The organism is Curtanaerobium respiraculi, from assembly GCF_024609215.1.
GTDB classification, from domain to species: domain Bacteria; phylum Actinomycetota; class Coriobacteriia; order Coriobacteriales; family Eggerthellaceae; genus Curtanaerobium; species Curtanaerobium respiraculi.
On sequence record NZ_JANIPD030000009.1, the window covers coordinates 1 to 21,677 of the forward strand.

At 58.6% G+C, this 21,677-nt stretch carries 18 protein-coding genes and 1 pseudogene; 18 read left to right on the forward strand and 1 reads right to left on the reverse strand.

The annotated features are described in order from the left end of the window. Positions 1-151: 151 nt before the first annotated feature. From NOV21_RS04015 to NOV21_RS04025, 3 genes are all read left to right on the forward strand, one after another. A complete protein-coding gene (locus tag NOV21_RS04015; protein ID WP_283171766.1) occupies positions 152-403 on the forward strand; it encodes a helix-turn-helix domain-containing protein in 252 nt (83 codons plus the stop codon). A 225-nt stretch (positions 404-628) separates the two neighbouring features. Then, positions 629-1,534, forward strand: a complete 906-nt coding sequence (locus NOV21_RS04020; protein ID WP_283171541.1) for an acyl-CoA thioester hydrolase/BAAT C-terminal domain-containing protein — start codon at positions 629-631, stop codon at positions 1,532-1,534. Between the two features lie 204 nt (positions 1,535-1,738). Beyond that, complete coding sequence (locus tag NOV21_RS04025; RefSeq protein WP_283171767.1) at positions 1,739-2,299, forward strand: L-2-amino-thiazoline-4-carboxylic acid hydrolase; 561 nt, start codon at positions 1,739-1,741, stop codon at positions 2,297-2,299. A 42-nt stretch (positions 2,300-2,341) separates the two neighbouring features. Here the strand turns inward: NOV21_RS04025 and NOV21_RS04030 are convergent, their stop codons facing one another. After that, on the reverse strand, positions 2,342-3,223 hold the full coding sequence (locus NOV21_RS04030) for an AAA family ATPase (RefSeq protein WP_346428549.1): 882 nt from the start codon (positions 3,221-3,223) through the stop codon (positions 2,342-2,344). A gap of 138 nt (positions 3,224-3,361) precedes the next feature. Between NOV21_RS04030 and NOV21_RS04035 the strand changes: the two genes are divergently transcribed. The 15 genes and pseudogenes from NOV21_RS04035 to NOV21_RS04105 all read left to right on the forward strand — a co-directional run bounded on the left by NOV21_RS04035 (position 3,362) and on the right by NOV21_RS04105 (position 21,441). After that, positions 3,362-4,576, forward strand: coding sequence for an ATP-binding protein (locus tag NOV21_RS04035; protein WP_283171544.1), 1,215 nt, complete (start codon positions 3,362-3,364; stop codon positions 4,574-4,576). A gap of 84 nt (positions 4,577-4,660) precedes the next feature. Continuing rightward, a complete protein-coding gene (locus NOV21_RS04040) occupies positions 4,661-4,906 on the forward strand; it encodes a hypothetical protein (protein ID WP_283171545.1) in 246 nt (81 codons plus the stop codon). 402 nt (positions 4,907-5,308) lie between these two features. Then, positions 5,309-6,871 (forward strand): PAS domain-containing protein, encoded by a 1,563-nt coding sequence (locus tag NOV21_RS04045; protein ID WP_283171546.1) that lies wholly within the window; start codon positions 5,309-5,311, stop codon positions 6,869-6,871. Between the two features lie 665 nt (positions 6,872-7,536). After that, the gene (locus NOV21_RS04050; RefSeq protein ID WP_283171547.1) at positions 7,537-10,851 is read left to right on the forward strand and encodes a SpaA isopeptide-forming pilin-related protein; all 3,315 of its coding nucleotides are present in this window, start codon (positions 7,537-7,539) and stop codon (positions 10,849-10,851) included. 123 nt (positions 10,852-10,974) lie between these two features. Beyond that, positions 10,975-12,402, forward strand: a complete 1,428-nt coding sequence (locus tag NOV21_RS04055; protein ID WP_283171548.1) for an isopeptide-forming domain-containing fimbrial protein — start codon at positions 10,975-10,977, stop codon at positions 12,400-12,402. Positions 12,403-12,501: 99 nt separating this feature from the next. Continuing rightward, complete coding sequence (locus NOV21_RS04060; protein WP_283171549.1) at positions 12,502-13,374, forward strand: class C sortase; 873 nt, start codon at positions 12,502-12,504, stop codon at positions 13,372-13,374. Positions 13,375-13,383: 9 nt separating this feature from the next. Then, the gene (locus tag NOV21_RS04065) at positions 13,384-14,310 is read left to right on the forward strand and encodes a class C sortase (RefSeq protein WP_283171567.1); all 927 of its coding nucleotides are present in this window, start codon (positions 13,384-13,386) and stop codon (positions 14,308-14,310) included. A 157-nt stretch (positions 14,311-14,467) separates the two neighbouring features. After that, positions 14,468-14,896, forward strand: a complete 429-nt coding sequence (locus tag NOV21_RS04070) for a potassium channel family protein (RefSeq protein WP_283171550.1) — start codon at positions 14,468-14,470, stop codon at positions 14,894-14,896. 1 nt (position 14,897) lies between these two features. Continuing rightward, positions 14,898-15,422: a potassium channel family protein gene (locus NOV21_RS04075; protein ID WP_283171551.1), complete on the forward strand. Its 525-nt coding sequence runs from the start codon at positions 14,898-14,900 to the stop codon at positions 15,420-15,422. Positions 15,423-15,424: 2 nt separating this feature from the next. Then, a complete protein-coding gene (locus tag NOV21_RS04080; RefSeq protein WP_283171552.1) occupies positions 15,425-16,939 on the forward strand; it encodes a TrkH family potassium uptake protein in 1,515 nt (504 codons plus the stop codon). A gap of 55 nt (positions 16,940-16,994) precedes the next feature. Continuing rightward, positions 16,995-18,386 (forward strand): annotated as a pseudogene (locus tag NOV21_RS04085) (ATP-binding protein). Next, positions 18,383-19,096 carry a response regulator transcription factor gene (locus NOV21_RS04090; protein ID WP_283171553.1) on the forward strand — a complete coding sequence of 238 codons (714 nt, stop codon included), beginning with the start codon at positions 18,383-18,385 and terminating at the stop codon, positions 19,094-19,096. Before NOV21_RS04085 ends, NOV21_RS04090 begins: the two are co-directional and overlap by 4 nt. 92 nt (positions 19,097-19,188) lie before the next feature. Continuing rightward, the gene (locus tag NOV21_RS04095; RefSeq protein WP_283171554.1) at positions 19,189-19,782 is read left to right on the forward strand and encodes a DUF308 domain-containing protein; all 594 of its coding nucleotides are present in this window, start codon (positions 19,189-19,191) and stop codon (positions 19,780-19,782) included. A gap of 29 nt (positions 19,783-19,811) precedes the next feature. Continuing rightward, positions 19,812-20,201 carry a hypothetical protein gene (locus tag NOV21_RS04100; RefSeq protein WP_283171555.1) on the forward strand — a complete coding sequence of 130 codons (390 nt, stop codon included), beginning with the start codon at positions 19,812-19,814 and terminating at the stop codon, positions 20,199-20,201. Next, a complete protein-coding gene (locus tag NOV21_RS04105) occupies positions 20,143-21,441 on the forward strand; it encodes an ABC1 kinase family protein (RefSeq protein WP_283171568.1) in 1,299 nt (432 codons plus the stop codon). The genes NOV21_RS04100 and NOV21_RS04105 overlap by 59 nt, the downstream gene beginning before the upstream one ends. The last annotated feature ends 236 nt before the right edge of the window (positions 21,442-21,677 follow it).

Consider the following 21,677-nt stretch of genomic DNA (forward strand, 5'->3'; position numbering starts at 1 on the left):
CCATGTTTCCTCCTAGCGTTCGTTATTGAACGGTTTTGCAATTGCATGGTAATCGTTCACTTCCGAACGGTCAATACATACCGTTCAATTTCGTGCTATAGTTTCCACGCGGTCCAAGATGGTCCGCGCCGAAGCCGCCATGGAGGGGAAGTTGAAGACCGGGGAGCTCATAAAGAAGTACAGGAAGATGCGCAGGATGACGCAGAGGCAGCTCGCCGCCGCCTGCGGGCAGACAGACTCCGCCATCCGCAACTACGAGCTCTGCAACAGGACGCCGGGAGAGCGGCCCATCTCGTCCTTGGCGCATGCGAGCACGAAGCCCCGGTTATTCGTGCGGACGTCATCCCCCCATGCCGAAGAGGGGATTACCACTCATCCGACGGAGGGGAATACGTGCGCGTAGAACAGGCTGGTCTGCGCGTTGAGCGACTCCACCCTGTATTCAGCTGGTTTGGGTTATGCGTATTGCTGAGAGCCCCGAAGCCAATCGACAAAGGGAGGGTGACCGGACACATCACCCGAACACGGGATTCCTCGATGGTCTCCCCGGCAGACCTGGCAGGTGGCTCAGCCGTACCTGACATATATAATATGGTCATATTACGGTATCTAGGCGAAGCGAGTGAATATGGATATCGAACTTACCTTGGAAAGGGACGGCTTTTACGGGCTGTATCATGAGGGGACAAAGTATCCCGATGTAGTGATTCTGCGCACGGCAGGCTCGGGAGCGCCGAAAGGAAACGTGATCTCCTGCAGTAAATTCCTGTTTGAAGCGGGATACAGCGTGCTGTGCATCGGCTATTACATGTGGGGGACGTTAGGGGATGTCATTGACGAGATTCCCTTGGATTATGTTGAGAAAGCGATCTCCTGGGTCAGGTCATACACCGGCAATCCGAACCTGCGGATCGGTATCACGGGGCTTTCGCAGGGAGCATCCTATGCTTTGGCAGCTGCGGCACGGATTCCGGACATCTCTGCCGTTGCGGCGGCATCCCCGTTCGATCACGTTATGGAGGGGAATACCAATTCCTTCCGCAGGACCGGTCATTCATCCTACACATGGCATGGCGAGCCGCTTCCGTATACGAGGTGGAAGCTGCTGGATGCGAGCCTGCCAAAGCTGCTGTTTCACATTCTGAGGGATAAGGAGTACGGTATCTCACGGATGATGCGCTATGGCTACGATAAGAACGGCATCGATCCGGTCTCGGCGATCGAGGTAGAAAACATGCATGCCGACCTATTACTGCTTGCTTCCAAAGACGATGACTGCTGGCCCTCTGATGAGGCTGTGCCTCGCATGGTAGAACGGCTTCGGGTCGCCGGATATTCCCATCATGTGGAATCCCATATCTATGAAAGGGGCTGCCACAATATGGGTGGGGATATGACGCTTACCGGCAAAACCGGGAAGAAAATGAAAAGGCTCATGCGATCCTGGGCAGACCATCCAGATGACTGTCTTGCCTGCATCGAGGACAGCAAGGAAAGGATTCTAACTTTTTTCGAAAACGTTTTTTCGCGGTAGCACTGCCCATATCGAACAATGGCCTTCATCAAGCAACAGATACTGATTGGGATAACTGGGCAGGCTCATCCAAAATGGTAAAACGAGGTCGCGCCTCTCATGGGCGATGGGGAGATGCCGTTCTGATGGCGGGGTGAGCGTATGAAATATATGGGGTTGCCGCAGGGCATGTGGCTGCTATACCGTGGCTCATTTGAGGGGGGCATGGTTACGGTTCTTGGGCTTGATGCCGTAGCCGCGAAAGCGGTCATACATGACGCAAAGCCGAAGTATCGGGAGCTCATTGCAGGCTTGCCGGAATTTGAAAGGGCAGACCGTTTCAAAGTAAATATTGTAAGCTGCGCCATGCTTGCTGCGGTTATCCTGAACATGCCGAAACGGCCCGACGTGGAAACGCTGACGGAATTCTACGAAAAAGCGATGATGAACCGACTGACGCGTTGGTTTTGTCACATGAGCGGCAAGAGCAAGTTTTCAGATAAGGAAATCCACTCCATGCAAGAGACAGCTCGTCTCAAGGCTGCCGACAGGAATCCGTACTCATGGAATATGGACCTCTACCTTTATCCGGGCGGAAGTGGATACGAAGCACGATTTACCAAGTGTGGCATCTGTACTTTGATGAAAGAGCTGGGCCTCTATGACCTTGTTCCCGCAATGTGCAGCCTTGACTATGCTATGGCAGAAGCGGGCGGCAACCGATTTGTGCGGGAATATACTTTGGCTTTGGGTGGCCCGTACTGTGACTGCGGATATAAGAAATAGGTTTTTTGGAAGTCACCAGACGCGCTCACCCTCAGAACGTCCCTACAGCTCGCTGCCTGATGCCATGAGCTCGACGAGGTTTTGGTGCGTAGCGCCGTCGCGCTCCAGCGGCAGCGGGTCGAGCGTAAGGAGGTACTGAGGGTAGTTGTCGCGTACCAGCGAAAACGGCCGGTACTCTCGCTTCTCGGCGGCCTTTTCCGCAACCGACAGGGACACCTGTATGTAGGCGTACCCCTCGTCGGCTCTGCGTGCGATGGAGTCGACCTCCAGCTTGCCTATCTGCACGACGTTCACGCGGTAGTCCCTGGACCTCAGGTACGTGTAGACCGTGTTCTCGAGTAGGGGTCCGTAGTCCATGGTGGAGTTCACGTTGCGGGCGAAGTAGATGACCGTGTCGGCGAGGTGGTACTTCTCGCCGCCCTGCAAGGACCGCTTCGACTTCATGTCGAAGCGGTCGCATCGGTGGAGCGGCTTCGCCTTCACGAGGAGCTCGATGTAGCGTGCCTTGGCCTGGGCGTCGTCGAACTCCAGGGCCTTGGAGAAGCCGCCGTAGCGCAGGAAGTTGCGGAAGAGCTGGGCCTCGGGGGCTTGCGGCTTGCCGAGGTGTGCGCGCATCTCTAGGTACTCGGAAAACGACAGGGTGAACAGCCCTATCTCTACGTAGCGGCTCGTGAGGTTGGTCATGAGCTCGCCGGACAGCAGGTAGGAGTTCGACTTGGTGATGAACACGTCTGTTCGACGCTGATTCGAATTATGAGGCCGATTTTTAAGCCCCCCGCTATTACTCCCGCCGGGGTTTCGGGGAATAACAAAGTCCGAAAAGCACGTTTTCCCAGCAAAGGTGCAATTATTCTTCTCCACTCGAATCAACGATTGATTCGGGAATGATTCGGACGAGGTGGCACGAGGTGGATGATGGGACACGAGATGGGATCAGATAAGGTCAAACGGACAGCTGCAACAGTTGAGTGGGAATAGCGAAAATTAGGAGTGAGACTCCTAATTTTGACTCAAAAGCGTTTACCTGAGATAACGCCTCCTGACGTTGTGTTGGGAGGCATCGTGTATATCGCCAGGGAAATCGAGCAGACCGTCGACGAAATGCTCCATCAGTTCAAGGTCGTATTGGTTACGGGCGTGCGCCAGGTTGGGAAAACGACGGTGCTGCAAGAACACTTGGCAGGCCGCTTCTCCTATGTGTCGATGGAGAACCCTTCCGACTACGACCAGGCCTTGTCCGACTCGGCTCTCTTCTTCCAAATGAACGACCTGCCCCTCATCATCGACGAGGTGCAGCGTGTTCCCTCCCTGTTCCAGGCAACCAAATGGATTGTGGATCAGTCGCAGGAGAAGGGCCGAATCGTGCTTATCGGCTCGCAAACATACGAACTCATGAGGGGAGTGAGCGAATCGCTCGCGGGCCGTATCGGGATATTGGAAATATCGGGGCTTTCTCTGCGGGAGATAGTGGGCCTGCCCAGAGGGCCGAGACGTTACGTTCCCGCGAAGTTGAAGAAAGATGACATCGCCGTGCCCGATGGCTTCGATCTGTGGGCGACCATCCAACGAGGCTCCATGCCGGAGCTTATCGCCACCGACATGCCCTGGGACCGCTTCTGGTCGAGCTATGTCCGGGCTTACCTGGAACGAGACGTACGCTCCTTGGTCAACCTGAGGGACGAGAGGAAGTTCTACAACTTCATGATCGCTTCGGCCGCTAGGTCGGGTCAGCTCTACAACGTATCGTCCATCGCAAATGACATCGACGTGGACTACAAGACGATGCAGGCTTGGACCTCCATCCTTCAGGCCTCCGGTATCGTCCGCCCCCTATACCCCTTCTGGCCGAACACGGGAAAACAGCTTACCAAGACCCCCAAGATATACTTCATGGACACGGGCTTGGTCTGCCATCTCACCAGATGGAACACACCGGAGCAGCTGCGCAACGGCGCTGTTGCGGGCCACGTCTTCGAGACGTTCGTCGTCTCGGAGGTGCTTAAGAGCTATATGAACGCGGGGAGGAGCCTTCGCGGCGTGTGGTTCTACCGCGATTCTAAAAAACGAAAGATCGACCTGGTCATCCAGGATGGCCGCGTGCTTCATCCCGTTGAGATAAAGACCGGCGCGACGATCAAGAAGGACGCCGTGAAGAACCTCTCCTGTCTTGAGGGCATGACCGACTACGAGGTTGGATTCGGCCATGTCATCTGTCAGACGCAGGAACCGTACCTGCTGGTGCCTAACGTCGAGGCCGTTCCCGTATGGGCCATCTAGCTATCTGGTCGCGAAGTACGTGGGTGATACCCGTGAGACGTTTTTGAGGCGTATTTCCACATGTTCGGCCAGAAGGAGTACAGCATGAAACGGCTGGAGGACGACGAGTTCACCATCGTCCCCGACATGCGCACCTACAAGGCGCTGCGCGACGAGATGCGCGCCTTCTACAGCGAGCCCTCTCGCCTGCGCGACTGCTCGGACATGGATGAGCGCCTCATAGCGAAGATCGAACTGCTAAGCGACCTGTTCGCCGGCATCGCCGGCGACGCGCCACGCGGCGAGCTCGAGAAGGAAGGCAGCCTGATAGCGGATATGGAATGGGAGTAAAGGCTGAAGCGCACGGCAATCTCAGTCGGATGCATTCGACGCCCCCAGCGCCGACCTAGGACGATATCGATTTACGGTCGGGAGCTTTCCAGCAATCTCGTTGGACATGTTCGGCAACGCCTCAGCTGAAGGGGCGAAGACGAGACGAACACCGAACCGCCGAACGAGAAGGGGGTGAAACCTCGATCCAAAGGCAACCGCCGCGTCTCGGCAAGCAAAGCCGCAAGTCGCGAAAGACGAGAGTCCGCGCATCGTGCCGCAGCAGCCGTTGAAGAGAGATGCGCGGGAGTTCGCGCTCGGCATGGCAGAAGGAACGCATTTGGAACATGCAAGCGACGCCTCGGCACGTTTCAGGAGATAGGATTCCGATGAATTCTGTATGCAGCCGAGTGAAAGCAGACCATGGACAGCAGTATTCGCGGAGACATGCGCAGCAGCGCATGCGACGAAAAGACGGAGATGCCGATTGGAACCAGCGACTTGCACGATTCCGAGTTCCACGCCCTGATCGACGAGCGTATGCCGGGGAATCTCGTCGTACTCTCCTCTGAAAAGCACCTCCCCTGCCTTCACGCCAATCCGTCGTTCCTCGATCTCCTTGGTTACAACAGCTTCGATGCCTTCCTGCTCGAGACGGGGGGCCTCTTCAAGAACTGCCTGCATGGAGGTGACGCTGACAAGTTCTCCTCATTCGTCAGGAGTCGCAGCGGCCCCGATAAGACCGCGGGAACGCCTACGGCGGAGTGCCGCCTGCGCAGGGAAGATGGCGGCTATATATGGACGAGAATCACCGCAAAGGCGCACGGACGATTTCCCGCGACCATTGTGTGCCTCATCGAGGACATGACCGAGGCGAAAGCCGCCGAGAAGGAGTTGAAAGATGCGATCCAAAGTCTCTCGGTGGAGAACAAGAGGCTCGGGGCTGTTCTCAACAACGTGCCGGTCGGCATATACACATGCCAGCTCTCCGAGCCCATTCGCATCGCCCGGTCCAACGATGCCTTGTGCGCCATGACAGGCTACTCGCGCAGCGAGATGGAGACCCTGTTCGATGATGATTATAAGCTTGTGATTTGCGAGAGCGACCGCGAGGTGTACGCGGATGCTCTCAAAAGCCTCTCCGATCACCCCTGCTCTCGTACCATCGGGTACAGAATCAGGAAGAAGGATGGGAAGACCGTCGGTATCACGGACTCCTTGAAGTCGGCACGCGACTTCTACGGCCGCATGTGGGCATGCGCGGTCGTCATGGGGGGTGACCCTGGGTCCCGATGCGTGGACGCATGCGCCAAGATGGCAGAGCACGTCGCGCAGCCCATCGTCGGCGTGACGTGCGTCGGCGAAACGGTCTCGCTCGACTTCGCAAACATCCTCTTCCGCGCCTTGCCCATCGCGTCGCTCGGAGCATTCGGAGCGAACCCATCGGCCGGCTTGCCGATGTCGGCCGACGAAGGGGTATTGCACCATGTCAAGCAGAAGCTGAAGCCCTTGATCGACGGGCAAGATCTCATCGAGGAGGAAGTGGTCGGGCAAGGGCGGAGGCTTGGTGGAATAAGCGGCGTATCCGCAAGCGTCTACTTCCGGCAAGGAGGGACCATCTCCGTCGCGATTGTTTTCGAAACGGAAGAGCTGAAGGGGATGGTGCAGCGGGCAACCGACTGCGTTCTCAGGACGGGTGGGCGAATCTGGCACGATGTCCGGGTGACCACGTTCGGTTATTTCGACGTCCGCGTGGACGGTCGCCCCATCCCCTTCCGCAGCGCCAAGGCCAAGGAGCTACTGGCCTTTCTGGTCGACAGGCGGGGGGCGTTCGCATCCGCCGCCGACATCATCGCCGCGCTATGGGAGAACGAACCTGTGAACAAGGTTACGAGGGCCCGCTTGCGGAAGACGATGATGAGGCTCGTCGACGAGCTATCGGTTTACGGCATCGAATACATAGTGGACTCTTCCCCGAAGGGCTAACGGCGCATCGTCCCCGAAAGGATCAGGTGCGACCTTTTCGACTTCCTGTCAGATGAAGACAAGTGCGCCGACTCGTTCAGGGGAGCTTACATGTCCGACTACTCTTGGGGCGAGTTCACGCTCGCCCAGCTGATGTGCAGTACCCCCAACGCCGTATCCGACAGCGAACGTCTTGCCGGGGGCGCTAACGAATGATGTCACATGTTTGGAACGAGGACAAGACGAAGGGAAACGGCAGTTTTTTTATAAAGGAACTGAGCTGCATATCGTGTTTAGAAAATCAGGGGATTGGGGACGTGGACACAAGCTGCAAGAAATATGTAGGTGCGGCGCGCAGCAGACGGAACGGTTTCTTAAGCGTACTGCTCGCGTTCTTGCTCGTCGTCTCGGCTGCGTGGCCATGCCCGCTTGCGCTGGCAGCAGGCGACGGGAACGTGACGAGCACCCAAGGTACGGAAGGTCCTGCTGAGGCAACGGCCACCGACGACGGAAAAGCGGGGGACGCAGGTGCCCCGGATTCGGGGGCGAGCTCCCCTGGTGATGATTCTGCCGTAGCCAATGACGGGCAGGGCGACGATACGAGCCTTGAAAGGCCCTCGTCTCCATCACTTTTTGCCACGGGTTCCGGGCAGGCTAATGAGGCCGATCTCACTGACAGCCTCAAGGTGAGGCTGGAATCAGATTTCGCGTCCTATGTCGCTGGGGATACGGCGGCTTTCACGCTGACCGTCATCAACAACGGTAACAAGAATATCGGAGCAGGCGAGATCACCGCCACGCCTGCCGTTCCCGATGCGACCCTGTCATCTGTCATCGCGGACCAGTTGGCAGCTCAGACCTTGGGCAAGGTCAACAAGAACGGCGGAGTTGCTACGGTCGTGTTCAGCATCACGATTCCCGAAGACCTCTTGTCCACGGACACGGATTTCGAAGCGGCGGTTTCCTATGTCGATGGCAAGACTCCTGTCGATGCGCAGGTCTCCCTGCCTTTCGAGATTTCTGCCGCGCATAAGGGGCTTGCCTGCATGAGTGCAACGGATGCGGGAACGCGGCTCTCGGGCTTTGCTGCCACATACGATGAGGACGTCCTTGCTGTACGCTATGGCCTCGTAAATTATGATGCGGCAACCACGAGCTACACATTCGAGCTGAACGTCACAGGGCATATGGTTCCGAATGATGGAGGCGAGGATATCACCAGCGCGCTCTCCGCGCAATGGGGCCCGGCGCTGCCCGGAGCCCCTGCCGATGCGATGAGCGGATCGGGGTCGCTTGCCGGCAATTCCCCCGGCACGGGCGAAGTGAGCGTCGCCCTCGACCCTAAGGGCGATCCTGGGGCCTTCAATGCCTACAGCGTCACCCTCACGGTAACTGACGGGAATGGCAATACGACTTCCAGGACCATCGACCTCTTGCGTGATCGTCTGGATTTGAGCAACATCACTTGGGTCATCCGCGATGATACTAACGGGAACGGCAAGATCACCCAAAAGGGCACGGACTGGTTCAATGACCTCTACTACGACAAGGTGGCCGCCGACTCGCGTGTTCCCTTTAAGGATGCGGCGAGTTTTTGCGCCTACCTTGCCTCAGCGCCTACGGAAGAGGAAGCCCAGATGCGCTTGAACCGCTTTATCTGGGACATGTACGAGCCGCACAAAGGGATCGCAGGCGACTACGGTGATGCCAATATCCAGTGGCCGAAGGACAGCTTGTCGCCCTTCCACCACCAACTTCAAAGCACGGTAGAGCGGATGGGCACATACACTCAGTCCGAGGCCGGCGTCACCCACGATGACGATTACTTCAGCAATCTGGTCAAGACGGCGGGTCCCGACCTGGGCGACGATAACGAGGACCGCACCTACACCATCGACCTGCACGCCGAAACCGATCCCGTCGCGACGCAGCCCGCCGTGTACGTCTTCATGATCCCCAACCCGTGGCAGATGTTCGACGAACTTCACGCCATCACGCAGTCAGGCGGTAACACTGCCAAAGGCAGCATCCTTACAGCGGTAGACGAGATGGCCTACCTCTACGACATCAAGAAAGCGCTCATACGCTTCACGGATTACCTGGAGTCGCAGGGCAGCAACGCCGCTATCGCTATCACCAACACCCAACACGTTAAGAACGCCTATTCGATCGTCTCGTCAGGAGGGTACTTCACGACAGACATGGATGGCATGGCCGATGCGCTCGCTGGTTGGGATGTCTTCGGGGAGTGTGAGCATGTCCACTGGACCACGGAATCGCTCAAGAACGCCATAAACGGCCTTCCCACGGAGCTTTCGACATGGGAGGACGCAGAGGGCGTTCCTATCAACCTGGACAACGTGACCAAGACCGTCATCGCTATCGGAGGCCCCACGGAGAACATCGACTCCGATCATGGCTACAAGGCGCCGCTCGATGACGGCAATACGAACTGGAACAACATCGACTATCTCTACGGCATTCGCACGGATACCGGCACCACGGAGGTGGCGTTGAACGGTCGCCCGTTATACTCGTGGCTCGACCGCACCGATAACCAGGATCTCATCAAAGCGCATAACCCCTACTACACGTCCTACAACGACCCCGACAACCCGGCTTATTCGATCTGCACTTCCGAAGATGCGCTCTACAATCAATTCGTGAGCATCTACGAGAGGTCGTCGCACATCACTGGCACGACGACGTTCGGTGTTGTGGATGATGTCGTGCTCTCCGATACCGTGACCGACGAGTTCCAGGTGACGGGCGTCACTGCCACGTGGACCTCGGTCGATGGAACGACGGTAACGAGCACCTGGACTCCGCAGGGCGGAACGGCGGTTGGAAAGGGAGATCCCAACCCTGACGAGATAACCGTCACGGTGCACGGTGATGGCACGACAGGGGTATCCTGCGACTTCGGGCGCTTGACGGGTACGGGTGCGGCAGATGTTAGGATCGACGTAAGGGCAAAAGAAGATTACCTTGGCTCGAACAATGTCCTCACCAATGAGGGAACCCCTTCCATCAACTGGAGCCATACGAACACGCAGACGCAGGCCACTCGCGATTTCAGGGCAGACTTTACCCAGGAACCCTCTGCGAACGTTCCCCTGCTCCCCATGTCCGCTACCGGGAGAAGCAATTCCGGACGCGTTGGGACCACGTTCGATTTGGCGGATCATGCCACCTTCGATTCATTCGACTTGTTTAACGGGGCCTACGACCAACTTAATGGAACGCTAACCATTTCTTGGGTTGAGATCGATACGGATGGCAACGAGGTGACCATTCCTGACGATCCCTCATATGCTTCAAGCACCTATACCGTGGTAGACGGAATGATAAGCGGCTCATTCAAGCTGCCCAGTTGCTCCGTCGTCTCCGATGTGGAGGCTACCCGCAACTTCCGCCTTAAGGTGGAATACCAGCCCGAGGACGCGACAAACGGCATGATTCCTGTTTCCGGACGCACGGTCAATGCCGATGTGACTCTGAGCTGGATCAACGAGCTTGCCCTCTCCATCTTGAAGGTGGATGCCGATGACAAGACACCGCTTCCGGGAGTGGGATTCGCCTTGTATGCCGATGATGGCGACGGGAAGTTCGATGCTGGCAAAGACCCGTCGGCAGATGTCTTCAAAGATGCTGCCCTCACGGAAAAACTCACGGGCGACATCATCACGGATGCGAGCGGCAAGGCAGCCTTTTTCGGGCTCAAGCCCGGCACGTACTGGATTCAGGAAACGAGCACGGTTGCCGGTTACCACATCCTCGATGGCGCGCTGAGGCTCCGAATCGCCGACGATGGGCGAGCCTACCTCACCCAGACGGGTGGGCAGGAGGCCGAGGTCACCGTGGAAGACGAAATACTCGCAAAAATCACCATCGAGAACCGGAAGATCCCCCCCCCTTGCCCGTATCCGGTACCGCAGGGGTCACGTTGCTCGTCATCCTCGGGGCCTCCATGCTGGCCCTGTCTGCGATTCTCCGGGTAGCCAATCGTAGAAAAGGAGGAACACATTCTGTCCATTGACCCGTGAAAGGAGGATTCCTTCGCTCGTTTTGACTTGAATACACCATAAACTCCTGATGAGGGAAGCAAGAAGAAAGACAAGATCATGAAAAAGAAATCATCACAGGGAATCAGGAAGGTTCTATCGGCCCTGCTGCCCCTCGCACTGGCATTCGCCATGACGCCCGTGGCCGCATTCGCAACGCCCACGAGTGCAACGGATGTTGCCGATAGCGAAGTGACCATCACCGGCCTGCTCGACGGCGACATGGTGAGCGCTTACTTGATCGCCGATGCCGACATCGATGCCACCAACAACCTGAGCTATACGTTCGCCACGAACGTGCCCGCCCCATACAACACGGTGGACGGCCTCACCGCCATCGCCAGCGACGGGAACTCGTTCACGCAGGGGACCGATATGCAGAACGCGGCGGCCGCCATCGCCAACGCGATTGCGACCGGTTCGGCGACAGCCTCCGCAACCGCGTCCGGTACAAGCGCCACCCTGACCCTCGGCAGCGGCTACTACCTGGTGCGCGTCACCTCGACCAGCGGCGAGACCCGCGTCTACCAGAACATGGTCGTCGACGTGAGCCCCAAGGCCGCAGCCGGGACATACGCCCCCGCTGACGACCAAACCCTCGACGTGAAGAAGACCGACGTCACCGTGATCAAGACCGTCGGTGCCAACTACGAGCCGAAGACCGACGCCTACAGCGTGGGCGACGTCGTCCCCTTCAAGGTCGAGACCGTCATCCCGAACTATCCCGCTGATTCGCTCAACGCGACGTTCGTCATCGGCGACAAGCCTACCGCCGGCCTCAAGATCGACACCGCTTCGATCGCCGTTGCCAGCGCTGATACGGCGGGCTATACCCTTACATCGACGACCGACGGCTACACCATCACCTTCGAAAAGGATTACATCCTCGCCCATCCCGGCGAGAGCATCACGGTGACCTACAACGCCACGCTCACTTCCGATGCGTTTTCTCACAGCGCGACCGATGTCACCGGCAACACTGCGGAGGTCACCTTCAACCCCAATCCCTACAGCAACACGACCGTCACGCCCGACAGCACCACCACCGTCCAGACCTACGGCTACGTGTTCAAGAAGGTAGATGCAGCTGGTGAGCCGCTTGCGAACGCAACATTCACCATCACCCTGGACAACGGCACCGTGCTCGCTTCCACCTCCGACGCCAATGGCTACGTTTGGTTCGAGGACTTGGCTGCCGGCACCTATACCGCCAAGGAGACCACGGTGCCCGCGGGGCATCTGAAAGCTCCCGACCAGACCTTCACGTTGAGCTCGACCACTGCGACGGCCGACAACCCGGCCACCACGGACGTGACCGAGAACAACTACCTCGTCGCTGCCGAGAACGTCGTCGACCCCGACCAGCCCAAGCTGCCCGTAACCGGTGGTGCCGGGACTCTGGCGCTCACGCTCGCGGGTGTGGCGCTGGTGGGCGGCTCCCTGTTCGTCATCTGCCGCCTCGCGCGCAAGAAGAACGAACAGCTGTAGTGCTCAGTCATTTCGGCAGTCTGCCTAAGGAATCTGCCGAATAAACAATGAAGCCATGAGGGGGCACCCGTCCAGGGTGCCCCCAAGTGCGAGGGGAAGATGAAGCGGAAGATAGCCATAGCATGCGCCACGGCGTTCCTTCTCCTCGGCGTCGCCTGCTTGAGCTACCCGGTGGTCAGCAACGCCATCATCCATGTGGCACAGGGGCAGGTCGCCAAGGAGCACGTCGAAGCGGAACGTGCGGTCGACACAACGGAGCTCGAGGCCATGCGGCGGCAGGCGTACGGGTACAACGAGAACCTGCTGGCGGGGAAGGTCACCGTGACCGACCCGTTCGATCCCGACAGGATCACGGTCGGAGAGGCCGAGTACGACTCCACCCTGAACGTAACCGGCGATGGCGTCATGGCCGTCATCAGGGCTCCCAAGATCGACATAACCCTCCCCATATACCACGGCGTGGGCGACAAGGTGCTCGAGCACGGCGTCGGGCACCTCCCGTCAACGTCCCTGCCAATCGGGGGCGCCTCGTCGCACTGCGTGCTGGCCGGCCACACCGGGTTGCCGTCCGTGAAGATATTCGACGAGATCGGTCGCTTGGAAGAGGGCGACTATTTTGCGATAGAGGTGCTTGGCGAAGAGCACGGCTACCGTGTCGACGCCGTCGAGGTCGTCCTTCCCGAAGACACCGACTCCCTCGCGATTGTTCCGGGAGCGGACAAGGTCACTCTCGCGACCTGCACCCCCTATGGCGTGAACAGCCACCGTCTCCTCGTCCACGCCAGCCGCTGCGAGCTGCCCGACGGGTGGGACCAAGGCGGATCTCCCGCTCTCGAAGGGACGGCGGAAGGCGTTTCCCCGTGGCCGACTGTCGCGATTCTTTTCACAGTCGCCGTGCTCGTCGCCGTGACAGCGCTCCTGCTTCGCAGGCGCGCACGGAATGCCCGTGACGTCAGATGCCCGAGGAGGTAGCATGTGGTGATGCGTTCTACCGATGCTGGGGGAAGGACCCGCAAACGTGGCTTCGCGATGGCCCTGATGACCGTCGCACTCGCCATCGGGCTGGTCCTCATCTACTTGCCCGACATGGAAGGCGCCGTCTCCCAGCATAGGTTTGACAAGAAGATTGACGAGATCGACGCCGTAGCGGGCGAGCTGGCGTCGGGTGGATCCCGTCTGTCCGATGAGGCAGCGGCGTATTCCGAGCTGTTTTCCGCCTGCGAGGCATACAACCGCATCCTGGCAGGAGAGGGGCAGCGGCCGAACGATCCGTTCGCGTATTCGGGCGCCGGGGAGACGTTCTCCAACTTGGGCGCCCCCGACGGGCTCGTCGGCTATCTCTCGGTTCCCTCCATCTGCTGCGATCTCCCTCTTTATTTCGGCTCCACCTACGAGCACATGGCGCAGGGGGCGACCATCGTCGCCGGAACCTCGGTTCCGTTGGGGGAACTGAACTCCAACTGCGTGATCGCAGCGCACAGGGGCTGGTCGGGTGCTGCCATGTTCCGTGACATCGAGGAGCTGGAAACCGGCGATGCTGTGACCATCGCTACCCCTTGGGACACGCTGGAATACCGGGTGGAATCATTCAAGGTAGTCGAACCCGGCGACACAGAGTCGATCCTCATACAGCCGGGGCGGGACATGGTGACCCTCCTGACCTGCCATCCGTACGGCCCCAACGCCAGCAGATATCTCGTCTACTGCTCCCGCGACATAGGGAACTGGGAGCCCGCCGTGGAGGGCGGAAGCGGGGTGGCGGAAGCAGGCGGGGAAACGCGCCCCGCCACGCTTCCGGAAATCGAGAAGGGAGTCAAGAGGGCGGTCAGCGTAGTCCTGGCGCTCTCGCTTCTCACCTTTCTCGGGAGGGTGGCCGTGTCTAGGCTGCAGCGTAAATCGGGAAGGTGAAGTTGCCGCAGGTCATCCGCCGCCTTCCCAGCCGACATGGTCGCTTCGCATACGTACCTGATCCATATGCAGCAGCCTGCGAGGCGATCGGATAAGTTTTATACGATTTTTATACCTGCTTTCCTATACTCGTCTTTTTGCAGGAAAGGGGCTCAATATGTTTGGGAAAGAGCGGGTCATCGTCATCGGCTGCGGGTTCCTCGGTTCCACGCTGGCAAGCGCCATCTCCCGGCAGCGTTTCGCCGTTGTCGTCGTCGACATGAAGGAAGCTTCCTTCGACCAGCTCGACCAAGATTACGACGGGGAGACCTTTTCCGGAGACGGGAGCCATCCTTCCGTCCTCCGCGAGGCCGGTATCCAACAAGCGAGATACGTTATCGCAGCAACGGGATCAGACACGACGAACTTCCTGATCGCCGAGCTCTCGAGCGAGATCTTCGGCGTCGAGCGCGTGTTCGCACGCATTGAGAGCCATGCGCTCGCGCAGATGCTCGAAGACCTCGGCGTCAGCGTGATCTGCCCGCATCTCGTCTGTTCGCGTGTCGTCTATTCGCTCATGGGTCTTGGTTCGCAAGGAGATGAATAACGTGGATATCCTTATCGTCGGGGGACGCTCCCGAGCCGACTACCTTATCGAATCTTTCGTGAAAAAAGGCGGGCATAACAGGATCGTCGCGGTGAACAGCGACCGTTCGTATTGCGGATACCTTGCGAGCAGGCACGGTATCCGCGTGATCTGCTCCGATGGGACCTCGTACAGGGCACTTGAATCAGCCGACATCGCAGGGTTCGACGTGGTGGTCGCGCTGACGAGCATCGACGCGGACAACTTCACCATATGCCAGCTCGCGAAGCACTGCTTCGGCATCGACCGGCAGGTCTGCACGGTCGGCAATCCTGAAAACGTCGAGGCCTTCGAACGGCTCGGCATAACCGCGCCCATAAGCAGCGCCTCGACGATGGTGCGGGCCATCCAGGAGAGTCTCGAAGATACCGATCCCATCCGCGATCGATTCGACCATTCGGGCCGGGAGCTGTCCGAGGAAAGCTCCAGAGGAGGCTCTCCGGACAAGGAAGGTACGAACTTCTGGCGACGCATAGGAAGGTTGTAGCCATGCAAGACGGGCTACCCCCGCGAGGCGATCGATACGACGGTCCTTCCTCTTCCGTGCAAGCTATCGCCAACTATGTAAGTGCATCAGCCATCATCATCGGCGCCTTCGAGATGGTCCCCCTCATCGTCCTGATCTGGAACCCCCAGGAAGTCCGCTACGCGCCCTATTTCATCGCTCCCTCGCTCATCGTGATGGTGCTGGCGTATCTGCTGCGCTTCACTCGAGCCGACAAGCGGGCTCGCACCTATCAGCTTACGGATAAGGAAGCTGCCGCTTGCACGTTCCTCATCTGGGTCATCGGCATCATCGCCTATTCTGCGCCCTTCGTACTGGCGGGCAGGCTCGGGCCCATCCAAGCTCTGTTCGAATCCACTAGCGGCCTTACCACAACGGGCCTGACCCTGATCGATCCCGATGGGTATCCGCACATCCTCCTACTGCATCGAAGCCTCATGCAATACATCGGAGGCGTAGGGCTGGTGCTCGTCCTGACGAGCGTCGTGGCCAACAACAGGAACCTGAAGGTGTACAACACCGAAGCGCATACCGACCGTCTACTTCCGGGCACCGTCGCCACCGCCCGGGCGATATTGTGCATATACACCGCCATCGCCCTGATCGGCATCCTCGCCTATATCTTGACGGGCATGGATCCGTTCGATGCAGTGACCACGGCCTTGAGCGCCATATCGACAGGCGGTTTCTCGACGCATTCTTTTAGCATAGCCTTTTACGACAGCATCGCGGTCGAAGCAATCACCATCGTCTTGATGTTACTCGGCTGTACGAACTTCCTTCTGCTCTTCCTCCTGCTGAGGAGGCGCTTCAGATCCGTTCTCACGCACATCGAGACACGCGCCATGTTCGGCGTAATCGTACTCTCCACGGTCGCGATAGCCTTGTTGTTCTGCCAATCGGACCAGATGACGTTCCTCCACGGATTGAGGCTGGCCTTGTTCCAAGTCATCTCCGTGCTGAGCTCATGCGGATATCAGACCATACCCAGCTTCTCCGACCTGGACTCGAGCATCATCCTCATCCTCATAGCGCTCATGTTTATCGGAGCCATGGCGGGCTCGACCGCAGGCGGCATAAAACTCTATCGCTTCATCATCGCCATGAAAGGACTGTTCTGGAATTTCCAGGAACGCTTCGGAGGATCGGACCAGGTGTATTGCCACAGGATTGATAGGTTCGGCAAGCGCACGATCTGCACCGAGAAGGAGATCCGCGACGCGGAGGTGTACATCGTCACCTATGTCATGATATTCATGGTGGGATGCTTCATCTTCTCGCTATGCGGCGCGAGCATGCAGGAGGCGGCGTTCGACTTCGCCTCGTGCCTGGGCAATACTGGTGTTGGCAGCGGCTTCATCGATTGCGATTCGGGCCCTGTCGAACTATGTGTAGCCAGTATCGGCATGCTGCTGGGAAGATTGGAGATCATCCCCGTTTTCGCGGGGATCGCGGTGCTGTCGGCGAACATGAGGAGGCAGGCGGGCTATGGGAAATAGCGTCAAGGGGAGGCTGCGCAACATCCTCGTCCTCATACTCATCTATCTGGCCGGGATGCTCGCCGTGTTCGGACTTTCCGTCATGGGCGTGAGCGCACTCGTCATCTTCCCCGTGTTCATACTGGGCATCCTCATCGACAGCCTCGAATTCGATTCGGGGATATACGGAGCCGTCCTGGGAGTCCTCTACCTCCTCTCGTATGACCTGCTGTTCACCTATCCCTATTACCAGTTCAAGGTGTTCAGCAGGGACGATCTGACGGCGCTCGTCATCTTCCTCGCGGTCGCGCTCATCATGAACGTGGTCACGCTCCGTATGAAACACCAGGTGGAGGTCGCCGAACGCAACGAGCTCGCCATAGGCCGCCTGAACAGGCTGAGCACGAGTCTCATCGATAGTACCTCCGCGGAAGGTGCATGCGAGACCTCGCAAGCGTTTCTCAGCGAGACTCTCGGACGGACGGTGAACATCATCCTCGGGGAGCCGGGAGCGGATTCCGAGCAGGAAGCCCGCGATTGCTATTTCCTCGGACATCCGACCGGTCATGGTGAACCAGGCCATAGCGACACCAAGGCAAGATACCTGCCATTACGCATCAAGAACACGATGTACGGCGTGGTCGCGTTGGATTGTGCTTCCGGGGGACTGGATAAAGCCGAAGAGTCGTTTTTGAGCTCGGTGCTCGCCCAGACGATGATTGCAGTCGAGCGTATCGACCTCGAAGATCAGCATCGGCAGAAGGAGATCGAAGAGGAGGGCGAACGGTTCAAGTCCCTGCTGCTGCAAAGCGTCTCCCACGATCTGCGCACGCCGTTGACCTGTATCGCCGGGAATGCGGGGATCCTTCTCACCGACACCGATATCACTCCCGAAACCCGCAAGAAGCTGTTGCAGTCCATCCGAGATGACGCCCTGTGGCTCGATGACATGATCGAGAACCTGCTTTTCATGTCGCGCATGCAGGATGAAGGCATTACCCTTAAGAAAGGTCCCGAAATCGTGGATGATATCGTGGGTATGGCACTTGAGGAAATGGACAGACGAAAGGGCGACCATCGGATCGATGTCTCGCTGCCTGACGGCATCGTGATCGCGGACATGAACGGTCGATTGATTACTCGCGTCCTCGTTAATCTAATCGATAACGCCATAAAGCATTCGAACCCCGGTTCTGCCATCGACGTTTCCGCATGCAGGGTTGAGAACAACGTCCGTTTCTCCATCGCCGATCATGGGGAAGGCATCTCTGAAGAGAGCATCACCCGGCTGTTCACCCCGTTTTACACCGAGAGTTGAGAAGGCATAAGCAGGGCCGGCATGGGGCTAGGCCTAAGCATCTGCAAGGCCATCGTCGAAGCCCACGATGGCGCCATCCGTGCATATAACAATGCATACGGTGGGGCGACTTTCGAATTCACGATACCGATGCAGGAGGAGCAAGCATGACGCCCGCGGCAGATATACTGATTATCGAAGACGACGATGGCATCTGCGAGATGCTCCAGATCCTCCTTTCGTCCAATGGATACTCGGTGACTTCGGCTCATAGCGGCAGCGCCGGCATCAGATTGGCCCGCATCCACCGCCCTGGACTGATATTGCTCGATTTGAGACTTCCCGATGCCGATGGCATCGACCTCCTCGAGCGGGAGGGCATCCTAGCCCAGACTCCCGTCATCGTCGTCTCCGCAAACGGGTTAGAGGAAAAGAAGGTACGTGCGCTCGACGCGGGGGCCGACGATTTCGTGGTGAAGCCCTTCAGCAACGAAGAACTTCTGGCTCGCATACGTGCTGCCCTACGGCGAAGGGATTCGGCATCCCTGCAGGCCGCTCGTACGCTCTATCGCTGCGATGGCCTCGTGCTCGACAAGAGGACGAGGGAGATAACCCTGGACGGATCGTCGATACACCTGACGCCCCATGAATACGGTCTGCTGACGATGCTCATGGAAAGTTCCGATGGGATCGTGACCCTCCATGCGCTGCAACGTCGGGTCTGGGGCTATCCGACGACCGATAACTACAAGACGCTCCGTGTGGCGATGTCGTCGCTACGCAGGAAATTGAAGGAGCGCTCGTCCAGTCCCCGCTTCATCAAGACGGAAGTCGGGGTCGGCTACCGTTTCCTCATGGATGTGGAGAGTCGCGATTCTTAAGAACTCCAAACGTTATCCAGTTGGAGGGAAAGGATCACAGGACGCTCCTTTCCGCGTGGTAAGGAATGTGTTTTCGAGAAAGGATCGAAGTCATGAACTCTACAGGAAATAAAGGCGGGATTCTCAGGGCGCTCGCTATCGATGGCACCATCATGGCCGCGCTGGCCATCGTCATGGGCATCATCTTTGTAGCAGTGCCCGTCTCGTCGGGCGTTGCCATCTGCATAGTCTCGGGCGTTCTCCTCATATGCGCCGGGGCTGCGGCCATGGCGGGCGTATTCATCTACGGGCCGATTCTCGCCGGGTACTCAATGGCCATGGGGATCGTCCTGGCCATGTGCGGTCTGCTATGCATCGTCCAACCGTCGTTGGTGATGGGCCTCCTGACGGTCATCTTCGGCATCTTCATCGTCATCGATGCAGGCACGTCTCTCGCTGACGGCATCCACTGCATCCGCCGCAAGGTCCAGGGCGGCGTGCCGCTGACGGTGTTTTCCGCCATCCTCTTGGCCCTTGGCGTTCTGATCATGCTCGGCCCGATAGAGACCGTGGTGGTGTTCCTCGGTTGGATCCTCATCATCAACGGCGTCTTCGACATCGTCACCATGGTGGTGTTCGGCAAGCGCGTCCGTGAGGCGAAGAGGGCCTTCGGCACGGATGACATCATCGACCTGGGCGAGCAATAAGGGCGTATAGCCGAGGAAGGAGCTCGACCATGGCAACGTTTGCCGAGACGATGAAGGCTGCCAGGGCGCACCACGCGACGGGAGATCCGAAGCGCGAGGGAAAGAGGTTCAGGGAGGTCCTGTCCATCCTGAGAAAACACGACCTGAAGGACGGCATCTCCCCCGAGGCGGCGGTTGCGGTTCTGCAGGAGCTGGGACCGACCTTCGTGAAGCTGGGGCAAATCGCCTCCACCCATCCCGACATGCTGCCCATGGAGTATTGCGAGGTCCTCGGATCCCTTAGGTCGAACGCATCGCCCTTGGGAATGGACGAGGTGCGCCACCAGATCGAATCCGAGCTTGAACGCCCCCCTGGAAGAGGTGTTCCCGGAGTTCGATGTAGTTGCGCTGGGCTCCGCCTCCATCGCCCAGGTGCATAAGGCGAAGCTTGCCGATGGTACCGCTGTGGCGGTCAAGGTCAGAAGGCCCGGCGTCGTGGAAACCGTCACCGAGGACTTAGCCATCATGGAACGCGTCGCCGAGCTGTACAGCTTGGTTAAGGGAGAAGGCGGACAGATATCCCTGCAGGACCTGGTCTCCGAAATGGTGAAAACGTCAACTTTGGAGCTGGACTTCCTCAACGAGGCGGACAGCATCGAACGCTTCGCGGCGAACTGCGAGGGCAGGACACACATGACGTGCCCCAAGTGCTATCGCGAGCTGTGCACGTCGGCGATACTTGTAGAGGGTCTCGTGGAATCCCCGAGCGTCGAGCACTTAGAAGAAGTGGACGCCCAAGAGGTTGACAGGAAGACGCTCGCGTACGGGATCGCCCACAACTACATGCAGCAGATCATGGAAGACGGGTTCTTCCACGCCGACCCACACGCAGGCAACATAGCAGTCGGCTCCGACGGCACCATAACCTGGATGGACTTCGGCATGATGGGCGAGATCACGAAGTCGCAGAGAGCGGTGCTCAAGGAGGCCGTATCGGCGCTCGGCCGTGAGGATTCCTACTCGCTCAAGCGCGCGATGCTCAAGATGGCGGTGCCAACGAAGCATGTCGACCAGTCGGATTTGCTGGTGCTCTGCGACGACCTCGTCGACAGATTCATAGATACAGACCTGGAGTCCTTCGACACCGGCGCCCTCATGGAGGCCGTGGTTTCCGGCCTCCAGGGCCGCGGCCTCAAGGTCGAACCCTACCTGAGCAACCTCTCGCGTGGCCTCGTCACCCTGGAAGGCACCATAAACCTCATATGTCCCCAGCTCAACATCATGAACGTCGTGCGGGACTACATAGTCTCCACGTTCAGCATCGAGGAGGGGGCGCGGAAGGCCCGTCGGCTTGCAGGCTGGAGCATCGAAGGCGCCGAGGCGCTTGCCGACCTGCCGGCCAAAGCGGTGGACACCCTCGACATGGTTCAGAAAGGCCAAGTAAGGCTCCAGCTGGACCTACCGCTTACCAAGTCTCTGGACAAGGAGATACGCGGCGTCGGCGCGGTGCTCGCGCTTTCCTTCATCGCAGCGGCCATCGTCGTAGGCGCCTGCATACTGGGAGCCAGCGGACGCGGGCTCTATATAGGCGGGGTGTCCCTCGAAGGCAGCTTCGGTCTAATCCTGGGAGCCGCAATGCTCGTGTTCGTGTTCGTGAAGAGTTGGAAATACCTCAAGTGAGCAGGCAGGGACAAAAACCCGGTGAAGCTCCCGCCGATGACTTGGATTGGCGGCTTCATCTGGGCACATGCTCGAATTGAGATCGCCGATCAGGGCGCGCCTCTAGGTTCAGATCGCTCTGTCAGGGACGGCAGTCCTTCGGGGTCCGTCCGTTCTTCGGATATTTCTCTCCATGAGGGGGCCGAACGTTCGCCCGTCGTTTTTCACGGCCGTGGTTCCTTGCGCTTTGTATCCGC

Coding starts and splice junctions, on each gene's coding strand:
- NOV21_RS04040 (WP_283171545.1), top strand. CDS start 4,661: ATGAAACGGCTGGAGGACGACGAGTTCACCATCGTCCCCGACATGCGC.
- NOV21_RS04070 (WP_283171550.1), top strand. CDS start 14,468: ATGTTTGGGAAAGAGCGGGTCATCGTCATCGGCTGCGGGTTCCTCGGT.
- NOV21_RS04060 (WP_283171549.1), top strand. CDS start 12,502: ATGAAGCGGAAGATAGCCATAGCATGCGCCACGGCGTTCCTTCTCCTC.
- NOV21_RS04025 (WP_283171767.1), top strand. CDS start 1,739: ATGGTTACGGTTCTTGGGCTTGATGCCGTAGCCGCGAAAGCGGTCATA.
- NOV21_RS04090 (WP_283171553.1), top strand. CDS start 18,383: ATGACGCCCGCGGCAGATATACTGATTATCGAAGACGACGATGGCATC.
- NOV21_RS04020 (WP_283171541.1), top strand. CDS start 629: ATGGATATCGAACTTACCTTGGAAAGGGACGGCTTTTACGGGCTGTAT.
- NOV21_RS04065 (WP_283171567.1), top strand. CDS start 13,384: ATGCGTTCTACCGATGCTGGGGGAAGGACCCGCAAACGTGGCTTCGCG.
- NOV21_RS04080 (WP_283171552.1), top strand. CDS start 15,425: ATGCAAGACGGGCTACCCCCGCGAGGCGATCGATACGACGGTCCTTCC.
- NOV21_RS04095 (WP_283171554.1), top strand. CDS start 19,189: ATGAACTCTACAGGAAATAAAGGCGGGATTCTCAGGGCGCTCGCTATC.
- NOV21_RS04055 (WP_283171548.1), top strand. CDS start 10,975: ATGAAAAAGAAATCATCACAGGGAATCAGGAAGGTTCTATCGGCCCTG.
- NOV21_RS04045 (WP_283171546.1), top strand. CDS start 5,309: ATGGACAGCAGTATTCGCGGAGACATGCGCAGCAGCGCATGCGACGAA.
- NOV21_RS04100 (WP_283171555.1), top strand. CDS start 19,812: ATGGCAACGTTTGCCGAGACGATGAAGGCTGCCAGGGCGCACCACGCG.